The organism is Enterobacter cloacae complex sp. P47BA (genome assembly GCF_014930485.1).
Lineage (GTDB): Bacteria > Pseudomonadota > Gammaproteobacteria > Enterobacterales > Enterobacteriaceae > Enterobacter > Enterobacter bugandensis.
Genome location: NZ_JADBRF010000026.1, coordinates 41854 through 53447, shown reverse-complemented (window position 1 = coordinate 53447; position 11594 = coordinate 41854). Strand labels below are relative to the sequence as shown.

Here is an 11594-nt window from a genome sequence, read left to right as displayed (position 1 = left end):
TTAGCGCAACCAGTAGATCACACTTCATCGTGCTTTTCATTTTTCTGGGGAACCCTCAGCCCTGTGGGAGAGGGTCAGGGTGAGGGCATCAGGCCGCACCTATCCTCCACCCATACGAAAATGTTATTTGCATCACAATCCAAACTGCAAATTAATGTGGATTGCATTTTTTTGCGGGAGGTAACAAAACATATCGTTGCCAACTGATAGAATTGCATCAAATAACAACCCTGAATGTTCCTATAACAACATATCTCCCGCTCACTTGTGAGGAAAGTAACATGAACCTTAAGCTGCAGCTTAAAATCTTGTCGTTTCTGCAGTTCTGCCTGTGGGGTAGCTGGCTGACTACACTCGGCTCCTATATGTTTGTGACGCTCAAGTTTGATGGTGCGTCAATCGGTGCCGTCTACAGCTCGCTGGGTATTGCGGCTGTTTTCATGCCAACGCTGCTCGGTATCGTGGCGGATAAATGGTTAAGTGCGAAATGGCTGTATATGCTTTGCCATCTGGTGGGTGCGGGGACGCTGTTTATGGCGGCCGAAGTGACCACGCCGGGGGCGATGTTTATGGTGATCCTGCTTAACTCGCTGGCGTATATGCCAACGCTTGGGTTGATCAACTCCATCTCCTACTACCGCCTGAAATCTGCCGGCCTGGATATCGTCACCGACTTCCCGCCAATCCGTATCTGGGGCACCATCGGCTTTATCATGGCGATGTGGGGCGTGAGCTTCGCGGGCTTCGAGCTGAGCCACATGCAGCTGTATATTGGTGCTGCGCTCTCCGTACTGCTGGCGCTGTTCACCCTGACGCTGCCAACCATTCCGATATCTAACCAGCAGAAAAACCAGAGCTGGAGCACCATGCTTGGCCTGGACGCCTTCGCGCTGTTCAAAAACAAGCGCATGGCGATCTTCTTTATCTTCTCCATGCTGCTGGGCGCGGAGCTGCAAATCACCAACATGTTCGGCAACACCTTCCTGCACAGCTTCGATAACGATCCGCTGTTTGCCGGGAGCTTTATCGTTGAGCACGCGTCGGTGATGATGTCCATCTCGCAGATCTCCGAGACGCTGTTCATCCTGACCATCCCGTTCTTCCTGAGCCGCTACGGCATCAAAAACGTCATGCTGATCAGTATCGCCGCGTGGATGCTGCGCTTCGGCCTGTTCGCCTACGGCGACCCGAGCGCGTTCGGCACCGTGCTGCTGGTGCTGTCGATGATTGTTTACGGCTGCGCCTTCGACTTCTTCAACATTTCAGGTTCGGTGTTTGTGGAAAAAGAGGTGAAGCCTGAAATCCGCGCCAGCGCGCAGGGCATGTTCCTGATGATGACCAACGGCTTCGGCTGTATTCTGGGCGGCGTGGTGAGCGGTAAAGTGGTTGAGATGTACACCACCAACGGTATCACCGACTGGCAGCCCGTGTGGCTGATCTTCGCGGCGTATTCGCTGGTGCTGTTCTTCGCGTTCCTCGCGCTGTTCAAGTACAAGCACGTTCGCACAGCGCACGGTACACAGCCCATTGCGCATTAATCCTTGATGTCTTTTGCCCGGTGGCGGCTTCGCCTTACCGGGCCTACAAAAGCACGGAGAGTAGGTCGGGTAAGCGTTAGCGCCACCCGGCTATTTTATTGCAGAGAGCACCCACCCCACCGACAGCAAATCCGCGCTGCCGCCCGGACTCAGGTTTCGTTCAATCAGTGCCTTATCCATCTTAAGCAACGCCTCGCGATCCCAGCCGTTAGCCAGCAGTTCCCGCGCATAGCTCTGAACGTAGCGCAGCCCCTGAATGCCGCCACGTGACACGAGATTACTGTCCTGATTGACCGCCATCAGGCGCAACAGCAGGTCGTGAAGCGACTGTCCGTTCCACTGCCCCAGCGCCTTACGCACCGTCGCAAAGCCGCTCTCCGCCTCGCCTCGCGCCCCGGTTAAGCCGTACTGCTGAAACTGCCGCTCGCCCGCCGTCGCCTGCCCGCTGCGCGCGATCAGCTCCCGCGACACCAGCCCGCTACAGATGTTACTCACCTCACAACAGAGGCTGCTGGCGGAGATATTTTTCACACGCCCGGCAGCGAAGCACAGCAGGCCGAGAGCAAAAATCCCACCCTTATGCGTGTTCACGCCGTTCGTCGCGGCGTACATCGCCTGCTCGCAGGCCAGCCCCATCGGGCGGAGAAGCCGCAGCTGTGCGTCAGCGGGTTTATCCGCATGCACGTTACCGAGTTCAGCAAAGCGCGAAAACCACGGCGTGATTGCCGCGATGCTACGGACAAACAGCGCGTGGTCCATATCGCGATGGGAACCGTTGTTAAGCTTGTCCACCAGCCCAGGCTTGGGCGTCAGCTCCAGCTCCTGCCACAGCGCCGCTTCGGCAAGCCCGGGCACGTCAACCGGGCGCGGTTTAGTCGCGAGCAAACCAGTCATCGATCGTCTTCTCCACGCGGGAAACAACCTGCTCAACGGGATGGCGCCGCGAACGGGAGCAGGCATGCGCGGGCTCGTCGCAGATCAGACAGCGCCGGAGATTCTCTCTCAGCGACTGACGCCCGACGTGGCCGTGCTGAGGGCAGATCACGTCCAGATCCCACAGCCTGCCGAGCGGGTGCGTCTGCTCCAGTTCCGCGCAGTGCGCTTTGATTTCCGCCGCCGGATGGGCGACGCACCATAAAGCTTCCGGTCCGGTGGGCAGCCACAGCACCTGGCGGTCCAGCACCTGCCAGCGGTTCTCCCACAGCAGCTGGTCGCACATCTGGAGCGCCACGCCCATGGTGTTGCGATAGCGCAGGCTGTCCTTGATTTCCCCTGGCGTGACCAGCGTGAGGGAGATCACCGGCTGTTTATAGTGCTCAAGCATGTCAGCCTGACGGGCTGCGCGACGCTCTTTCGCCGCCAGCAGTTCTTCCAGGCTGACACCCGCCCGCACGGGTGTCGCTAAAATCATACTGACTCCTTCACCTGTCGTACGGTGTCGATCACGCTGCCGTCGCGGTAGCGGATCACCCCGACGATTTTGTCGGTAAATTCAATCGGTTTCGGTACGCCGGTCAGGGAAATCGCCCGCTCATAGAGCGCGCTGATGTCCACTACCTTCAACCCGGCCTCCAGCAGCCGCTCGCGGATCTCCGGGCGCGCCGGGTTGACCGCGATGCCGTGATCGGTAACCAGCACGTCGATGCTTTCGCCCGGCGTGAGGCGCGTGGTCACCCGCTTCACGACGGTGGGGATGCGGCTGCGCAGCAGCGGCGCGACCACGATGGTCAGGTTGGCTGCCGCCGCCACGTCGCAGTGCCCGCCGGATGCGCCACGCATCACGCCGTCGGAGCCGGTGATGACGTTGACGTTGAAATCAACGTCAATTTCCAGGGCGCTGAGGATCACCACGTCGAGCTGGTCGCAGCTTGCCGCCTTGCTGCCGGGGTTGGCGTAGACGTTGGTGGAGATCTCTACGTGGTTCGGGTTGCGCGCCAGCGAAGCCGCCGCCTGGCCGTCAAAGCACTGGGTGTCGAGCAGCTTTTCGATAAGCCCCTTCTCGTGCAGATCTACCAGGCTGCCGGTGATACCGCCGAGCGCAAAGCGCGCCTTTACGCCGCTGCGCTCCATCTTCTCTTCCATAAAGCGGGTGCAGGCGGTGGCCGCCGCGCCGGAGCCGGTCTGCATCGAGAAGCCCGGCTTGAAGTAGCCGGAGTGTTCAATCACGTCCGCCGCATAGCGGGCGATCATCAGCTCGCGCGGGTTGCTGGTGACGCGCGCCGCGCCGACGCTGATTTTTGCCGGGTCGCCCACGCTCTCCACCTGCACGATGTAATCCACCTGGTCCTGTACCAGGCTGGCGGGCATATTCGGGAACGGCACCAGCTCTTCGGTCAGCAGCACCACCTTGCGGGCAAAGTGCGCGTCCACCATCGCGTAGCCGAGCGAGCCGCAGCACGATTTACCGTGCGTGCCGTTAGCGTTGCCAAACGCATCGCTGCACGGCACGCCGAGAAACGCCACGTCGATATTCAGCTCGCCGTCCTGGAGCAGCTTCACTCGCCCACCGTGGGAGTGAATGTGTACCGGCTCGTCCATCAGCCCGTGGGAGATGGCGTCCGCCAGCCTGCCGCGCATGCCCGAGGTGTAAATCCGGGTGATGACGCCGCTTTCAATATGCTCTATTAGCGCATCGTTGCAGGTCATCAGCGAGCTGGAGGCCAGCGTCAGGTTTTTGAAGCCCATCCGCGCCAGCAGCGCCACGACGGTGTTAATCACCCGGTCGCCTTCGCGAAACGCATGGTGGAAGGAGATGGTCATCCCGTCCCGCAGGCCACTGCGCGCTACGGCTTCTTCAAGGGAGGCACAGAGCTTGCGGTTGTGCTTCGCGTCACTGTCCGCCAGCCAGGGCGTCGCGCTGTGGGCGGTATCAAAGGGCTTCAGGTCCCGCAGATGGGGGAAGTTTACGTGGAGAAGTTCTGTCTGATTCATCATCTCATCCTTACCGACGCACGCCGGAAGCCGCCGCGCGCTCCAGCACCACCTGCGCGTGGTTAATAATTGGTGCATCCACCATTTTGCCGTTGAGCGACACCACGCCCAGGCCGTTACGCTCGCCCTCTTCTGCCGCTTCAATCACCCTTTTGGCGTGATCCACCTCTTCCTGCGTCGGGGCGTAGGCGTTGTGCAGCAGGTCAATCTGGCGCGGGTTAATCAGCGATTTGCCGTTAAAGCCCATCTTGCGGATCAGATCGACCTCGCGGAGGAACCCGGCCTCGTCGTTAACGTCTGACCACACCACATCGAAGGCGTCGATGCCCGCGGCGCGAGCGGCGTGCAGCACGGCGCAGCGGGCATAGAACAGCTCGGTGCCGTCGCCGCGCTCGGTCTGCATGTCCATCACGTAGTCAAAGGCGGCCAGCGCGATGCCGATGAGGCGCGGGGAGCTGCGGGCAATCGCCACGGCATTGATGACGCCAATGGCCGACTCAATCGCCGCCATCACGCGGGTGGAGCCGACCTCGCGGCCGCACTCGCGTTCAATGCGCTCAAGATGGCCTTCCAGCTCGTAGACGTCGTCCGGGGTGTCGGTTTTTGGCAGGCGGATCACGTCCACACCCGCGCGCACGGCGGCTTCCAGATCCAGCAGGCCAAACGGGGTGCTGAGCGGGTTAATGCGCACCACGGTTTCGATATCCTGATACATCGGGTGCTGTAGCGCGTGGAATACCAGCAGGCGCGCGGTGTCCTTCTCACGCAGGGCGACGGCGTCCTCAAGGTCAAACATGATGGAGTCGGGGCGGTAGATAAACGCGGTGGAAAGCATGGCGGCGTTGGCGCCCGGCAGGAACAGCATACTGCGGCGGAGTTTACTCATTTCAGCGCCTCCCAGTTGATGGCCTGTTCATCGGCGGCACGCATCAGCGCGCTTTGCAGGCGGGCGCGAATAACACAGTCCAGCGCCCCTTTGTCTTCAATAATGATGAGCCCCTGGCGCACGTTCATGGCGCGCAGCGTGTCGTTGACCACCTGACGAATTTGCTCGCCAAACTGCTTAATCACTACACTGTGGATGACAATCTCCAGCTCGCCGTGAGCGGGGGCGATTTTCACCATCAGGTCGCTGGACTCCTGCGTTCCGGCCAGCGCCTCCCTTACAATATTCATGATAATTTCCTGATAGTTATGCGACTTCCGCACTCGCACGATAGTGTGTTTCGAGATGCGCGAAGGTGGAGTCCGGGACGATCTCCCGGATCCGGGAAAACTGCTGTGTCTTGAGTAAACGGCGCACTTCGGACGCCGAAATGGCGTTGCCGGTGGCCTTGATGCGCGGCATTTCCACCACCTCGATATGCGAGGCCAGCAGGTCATGCAGCGTCTGGTTGTACTGGCGGGTGATGTCGCAAAAAGGCTCCGAGCCGATGAAGCGGTGCGTGATGCCGAGCGCCGGGGCGATGAAGTCCCGGAAGATCAGCACGTCGATCTCGCTCCACGCCTGCTGCACTTTTCCGGTCTCCTTCAGGAAGTAGGCCGGGAAGGTGGCGCGGGAGATGATGTACTGCGAGCCTTCATGCACCACCACGTTCGGCAGATGGGCTACGCCCGCGCGCACCATCTCGAGACGCGCGCTGAACGGGAAGAACGAGGCGTCTTCACGCACCACGAACAGATGCAGGGCGTCACACCGCGCCGCCGCCTGCTCTACCAGATGGCGGTGGCCGAGGGTGAACGGATTGGCGTTCATCACTATCGCGCCAGTTTTCTCCCCGCCCTTTCGCATCCGGCTTAAGGTACGGCAGTAGCGCGCGATCCCCTGCGGGGTGTTCTCCATCAGCACCGCGTTGTTCCCGCTCTGGGCAATTGGCCAGAAGCCGCTGCGGGCAAAGCGCTCCCTGTTGCACGGACGGGTGCAGAGGAAGAGGTGAAAATGGCCGCGCTCCAGCGCCGCATTTTCCACCTCTGCCAGCAGCCGCGCGCTGAGGTTTTCCCCACGAAGCTGCTCGTTGACCGCCACGCATTTGATGACGTTGCCGGCAAGTCCTGCGCAACCCACCAGCTGCGCGCCGGACCAGGCTTCGACAAACAGCGTGATGTCGTTGTCCAGGCCAAGGCCGCTGTCTGCCAGCAGGTAGCGGATCTGGCTTAAGCGTTCCGGGTGTTTCGCCACCAGCGTCTGGCGAAAATCGATGGGTTGACTGTTCATGCCGCCTTTCTCAGTGTGCCGCCGCAAGCCCGACGGCTGGCGCTTCAACAATCACGTTGCTCAGATGACCGATATGCTCGATCTCCACTTCAATGCGATCCCCCTCTTTCATAAACAGCGGCGGGTTACGCTTTTTACCCACGCCGCCCGGGGAGCCGGTGATGATCACGTCGCCCGGGCTTAAGCGGGTAAAGGTGCTGATGTACTCGATGAGCTCCGCGACCTTGTGGATCATGCTGCTGGTGTTGTCCTCCTGCACCATGCGGCCGTTAAGCCAGGTGCGGATCGCCAGGCTGTGCGGGTCCGGGATCTCATCCGCCGTCGCCATCCAGGGGCCAAACGCCCCGGTCTGACGCCAGTTTTTACCGGCGGTGAACCAGGTGTGCTGCCAGTCGCGGGCGGAGCCGTCCATGTAGCAGCTGTAGCCCGCCACGTGGCGCAGGGCGTCATCGCGGCTGATGTTCTCCCCACCCTTACCGATGATCACCGCCAGCTCGCCTTCGTAGTCGAATTCGCTGGAGTGGCGCGGCTTCAGCACCGGCTCGTTGTGGCCGGTCTGTGAGTCCGGGAAGCGGACAAACAGCGTTGGGGCCGGGTTGTGCTGGTCAAACTCCTTGCGCTTGTCGGCGTAGTTCATGCCCACGCAGAGGATTTTTTCCGGCTGCACGATCACAGGTAAGAAGGTGATGGCGCTCAGCGGTACATCCACCGCGTCGTTCAGGTAACGGGTGGCCTGCGCCAGACCGTTGCCCTGCAGCAGCGCCTTGAGGTCGCTGTAACGGTCGCCCAGGCGGCGGCCTAAATCAATCACGCCCTCGGCCTGGACGATGCCGTAGCTGCGTTTTCCCTGGTATAAAAAGCTTGCGAGTTTCATTGTTTTTTCCTGAATACTTAGACGAGGAAGTTGCCCAGAATCAGCAGTGAGACAGAGACGTTAATCGCGCCGCCGATACGGGTAGCAATCTGGGCGAACGGCATCAGGCTCATGCGGTTGCCTGCGGTCAGTATCGCCACGTCGCCGGTACCGCCCTGTCCGCTCTGACAGCAGGAGACGATGGCGACATCAATCGGGTGCATACCAATCTTTTTACCGACGAAGAACCCGGTCGCCACCAGCGCGGAGACGGTGCTGATAATCACCAGCAGGTTGGTCAGCGTGAAGGCGGCCACCAGTTCATGCCACGGGGTAATGGCCACGCCAACGGCGAAGAGGATCGGGTAGGTCACGGAGGTCTGGAAGAATTTGTACACCACCTGCGAGCCCTCCAGCAGGCGCGGAGAGGCGCCGTTGCAGAGCTTCACCAGCACCGCCATAAACAGCATGCCGACCGGCGCAGGGAGGCCAATCAGCTTGTGGCCGAGCATGCCGAGCATATAGAGCAGTACCGCCAGCAGCGCGCCGGAGGCGATAGTCGTCACGTCTGCTTTACCGGAAAACGCAGGCTGAGAGACGGTGGCATCGGCATTCGCGCGGTTAGGCATCAGCTGGCCTTCACCGGTCAGGTGCGGGTAGCGTTTACCGAGCTGGTTCAGGCAGCCGGAGATGATGATTGCCGTCAGCCCGCCGAGCATGACCATCGGCAGCACGCGGCCGAGCGCTACACCCTGGTCCATATGCAGCAGGGTGGCATAGCCGATGGAAAGCGGAATCGCCCCTTCCCCGACGCCGCCCGCCATGATCGGCAGAATGATAAAGAAGAAGATCTGGAACGGCTCGAGGCCCAGCGCCAGCCCCACGCCCATGCCAACAATCATGCCGACGATTTCACCGCACAGCATCGGGAAGAAGATGCGCAGGAAGCCCTGAATCAGCACCGTGCGGTTCATGCTCATGATGCTGCCGACGATAATGCAGCAGATATAGAGGTAGAGAATGTTGGTGGATTTGTAGAATTTAGTCGTGGATTCCACCACCACGTCCGGCAGCAAACCGTAGTAGACCAGTGCGGAAGGGATAAAGGTGGCGCAAATCGCCGCCGCACCAAGCTTGCCGACAATCGGCAGGCGTTTGCCGAACTCACCGCAGGCAAAGCCGAAGAAGGCCAGCGTCGCCACCATCACCACGATATCGCTCGGCAGCTTTCCGCCCAGGCAATCAATCGCAATCAGCGCGCCCGCCAGAACGAACAGCGGCAGAGGAATAATCCCGATTTTCCAGGTATCCATAATATGCCACCACCGCTCCTTGAGGGATGGCCGCTGAATTTCAATCGGGTCGTGGGTAACAGAGAAAGAATCGTCAGTTGTGCTCATAATAAGCCCCTTAGTTATTTTGTGCGTTCAGCTTAGAGTCACAAAGGCCTACTTTATGTGAGGAATGGCATATTAAAAGCGAAGTTTTAATGGCAGCTATGGTTTTTATGGTTTCTTTTATTTAATGTGATTTATGCCTTATTTATTATCGTGGTTTTTATGGTTTCTTTTCTGAATTGAACGCCCAAATAACATTTAACGTAGCAGCATGAAGATCATAAGCCTTCTGGATAAATCATTTACAGGCCTTGCTGTGCAAGGGATCACAAGTTTCCCGCAAAGCGGACGTCCGCATGAAAAAAGATGATATATTGACGATCTTTGCCGCTACTTTGCGTGATAGTTATGAAAGTCTCTTTCCAGATTAAGCTGTTTATTTCGCTGGTTGTCTTTTTCTCAGTACTTTTTGTGCTGCTGGGCGGATATTATTATGCCGATGTCGGAAAACAGCTTTATCAGGAAATGAGTGCGCGCGCTAAAATACAGGCAGAAGAGATTGCGCTTATTCCGTCATTGCGTACTGAAGTTGAACAAAAAGATATCAACGCCATTCATGATTTTATGCAGAAAATGGCCGCGCACAGCGACGCCAGCTTTATTGTCATTGGCGATAATACGGGACGGCATCTTTTTCACTCCGTCTTTGCCGACAGGGTGGGCACGACGCTGGTCGGCGGCGACAATGAAGCCGTATTGCAGGGGAAAAGCACGACAACCATACGAAAAGGCGGGTTGGGCATTTCACTGCGCAGTAAAGCGCCCATTTTCAACGACGCCGGGCAGGTGGTCGGCATTGTTTCAGTTGGCTATCTCACCAGCTACCTGGACACCATTACCGTCAGTAAAGTGGTCAATATCCTGATTGCCGCCATGCTGCTGCTGATCGCCCTCTTTGTCTTCTCCTGGTTCTTTACCCGTAGTATTAAGAAGCAGATCTTCTCCCTGGAGCCACGAGAGATCGGCCTGCTGGTGCGCCAGCAAAAGGCGATGATGGAGTCCATCTACGAAGGCGTGATCGCCATTGATAACGAACGGCGCATAGAGGTGATCAACCAGGCGGCGCGCAAGCTGCTGGGCCTGAGCCAGCCGGCCCGGGAACTGCGCGGGCAGCTGATAAGCCAGGTGATCGATCCGGTCCCGTTCTTCGACACGAAGACGATGCTGGCGAAAGATACCCATGACGAGATTTGCCGCTTTAACGATCTCACGGTGATTGCCAGCCGGGTACACATCATGCTTGAGGGGTCGCTGCAGGGCTGGGTGATCACCTTCCGCGATCGCAACGAGATCGACTCTCTCAGCAGCCAGCTCAGCCAGGTAAAACGCTACGTCGATAACCTGCGCATTATGCGTCATGAGCAGCTGAACCGGATGACCACCCTCTCCGGCCTGCTGCATATGGGCCGCTATGAAGAGGCCATTCGCTACATTCAGGCGCAGTCGGAGCATGCTCAGGAGCTGCTGGACTTTATCTCCTCCCGCTTTAGTTCCCCGACACTTTGCGGGCTGCTGCTGGGAAAAGCCGCCCGCGCGCGTGAGAAAGGCGTCGAGCTGAGTTTCGACCCGGCCTGTCGGCTGGACAAACCGTTCCTGCCGCTGGGAGAGCAAGAGCTGATTTCGATTATTGGCAACCTGCTGGATAACGCCATCGAAGCGACGCAGCGATCGCCGCTCCCGCATGCGCCGGTGGAAGTGCTGATAAAACTCAGCGAGCAGGAGCTGATTATTGAAGTGGCCGACCAGGGCATTGGCATTACCCCGGCGATCCGTGACCGGATATTTGAACGCGGCATCACCACCAAAACGCGGGGCGATCACGGGATTGGCCTGTATCTGATTGAAAGCTACGTCACGCAGGCTGGCGGCACAATAGAAGTTGCCGATAACATGCCGCACGGGACCATTTTCTCACTGTTTATCCCGGCCTCGGGAACCGTCCGGCAACTGGAAGATACCGACTATGCAACATGAACTTATCGACGTACTGATTGTTGAAGACGAGAACGAACTGGCACAGCTGCACGCGGAGCTTATCGGTAAACATCCGCGCCTGAGGCTGGTGGGGATTGCCGCGTCGTTGGCCGACGCGCAGGTTCAGCTTGAGAGTAAACAGCCGCAGTTGATGCTGCTGGATAACTACCTGCCGGACGGCAAAGGCATCACCCTTATCAGCAACCCGATGCTGGCCCGCGCCAACTGCTCGGTGATTTTCATCACCGCCGCCAGCGATATGGACACCTGTAGCCAGGCGATTCGCAACGGCGCGTTTGACTATATCCTTAAGCCGGTCTCCTGGAAGCGGCTCAGCCAGTCGCTGGAGCGTTTTGTGCAGTTTGCCGAGCAGCAGCGCGTCTGGAAGATTGTTGACCAGCAGAACGTGGATTCACTCTATCAGTTACAGGCGAAAAACTATCGTCTGGACAACGGCAGTAAGGGAATAGAGGAGAACACGCTGGCGCGGGTGCAAACGCTGTTTAACAGCAAGGCGGCGCACTGCTTTACGGTGGATGAGGTGGTGAGCGAGACGGGACTGAGTAAAACCACCACCCGACGCTATCTGGAACACTGCGTGGAGGTGGGTTTTCTGACGGTGGAGATGCTGTACGGGAAAATTGGGCATCCGAGGAGGATGTACCGCCGCGCAGAAGCCTGACGAA

Annotated in this window: 12 protein-coding genes; 4 read left to right on the top strand and 8 right to left on the bottom strand. The window is 58.8% G+C overall.

Going from position 1 to position 11594, the window contains the following annotated elements:
* Positions 1–207, top strand: a 207-nt coding sequence (locus IM299_RS23015; protein WP_227013206.1) for a hypothetical protein, incomplete at its 5' end; no start/stop codon positions are given.
* Positions 208–281: 74 nt separating this feature from the next.
* Positions 282–1538, top strand: coding sequence for a nucleoside permease (locus IM299_RS21195; RefSeq protein WP_193358063.1), 1257 nt, complete (start codon positions 282–284; stop codon positions 1536–1538).
* A gap of 90 nt (positions 1539–1628) precedes the next feature.
* On the opposite strand, the gene citG is transcribed toward IM299_RS21195, so the two are convergent.
* From citG to IM299_RS21155, 8 genes are read right to left on the bottom strand one after another with little or no spacing between them, the layout of a single operon-like run.
* On the bottom strand, positions 1629–2432 hold the full coding sequence (gene citG / locus IM299_RS21190; RefSeq protein WP_193358062.1) for a triphosphoribosyl-dephospho-CoA synthase CitG: 804 nt from the start codon (positions 2430–2432) through the stop codon (positions 1629–1631).
* Positions 2410–2949: a citrate lyase holo-[acyl-carrier protein] synthase gene (gene citX, locus IM299_RS21185; RefSeq protein ID WP_193358061.1), complete on the bottom strand. Its 540-nt coding sequence runs from the start codon at positions 2947–2949 to the stop codon at positions 2410–2412. Before citX ends, citG begins: the two co-directional genes overlap by 23 nt.
* A complete protein-coding gene (citF, locus tag IM299_RS21180; RefSeq protein ID WP_193358064.1) occupies positions 2946–4469 on the bottom strand; it encodes a citrate lyase subunit alpha in 1524 nt (507 codons plus the stop codon). The genes citX and citF overlap by 4 nt, the downstream gene beginning before the upstream one ends.
* Before the next feature lie 10 nt (positions 4470–4479).
* A complete protein-coding gene (gene citE / locus IM299_RS21175; protein ID WP_041908314.1) occupies positions 4480–5355 on the bottom strand; it encodes a citrate (pro-3S)-lyase subunit beta in 876 nt (291 codons plus the stop codon).
* Complete coding sequence (citD, locus tag IM299_RS21170) at positions 5352–5645, bottom strand: citrate lyase acyl carrier protein (RefSeq protein WP_193358060.1); 294 nt, start codon at positions 5643–5645, stop codon at positions 5352–5354. The genes citE and citD overlap by 4 nt, the downstream gene beginning before the upstream one ends.
* Before the next feature lie 16 nt (positions 5646–5661).
* Positions 5662–6684 carry a [citrate (pro-3S)-lyase] ligase gene (gene citC / locus IM299_RS21165; RefSeq protein WP_193358059.1) on the bottom strand — a complete coding sequence of 341 codons (1023 nt, stop codon included), beginning with the start codon at positions 6682–6684 and terminating at the stop codon, positions 5662–5664.
* Positions 6685–6694: 10 nt separating this feature from the next.
* On the bottom strand, positions 6695–7558 hold the full coding sequence (locus tag IM299_RS21160; RefSeq protein ID WP_048957278.1) for a fumarylacetoacetate hydrolase family protein: 864 nt from the start codon (positions 7556–7558) through the stop codon (positions 6695–6697).
* Positions 7559–7575: 17 nt separating this feature from the next.
* Positions 7576–8937, bottom strand: a complete 1362-nt coding sequence (locus IM299_RS21155) for a 2-hydroxycarboxylate transporter family protein (protein WP_045630637.1) — start codon at positions 8935–8937, stop codon at positions 7576–7578.
* Positions 8938–9282: 345 nt separating this feature from the next.
* Here IM299_RS21155 and IM299_RS21150 point away from each other — a divergent pair, with 345 nt between their 5' ends.
* Complete coding sequence (locus IM299_RS21150; RefSeq protein ID WP_193358058.1) at positions 9283–10908, top strand: sensor histidine kinase; 1626 nt, start codon at positions 9283–9285, stop codon at positions 10906–10908.
* Positions 10898–11590 carry a response regulator gene (locus tag IM299_RS21145; RefSeq protein ID WP_047364560.1) on the top strand — a complete coding sequence of 231 codons (693 nt, stop codon included), beginning with the start codon at positions 10898–10900 and terminating at the stop codon, positions 11588–11590. The genes IM299_RS21150 and IM299_RS21145 overlap by 11 nt, the downstream gene beginning before the upstream one ends.
* The last annotated feature ends 4 nt before the right edge of the window (positions 11591–11594 follow it).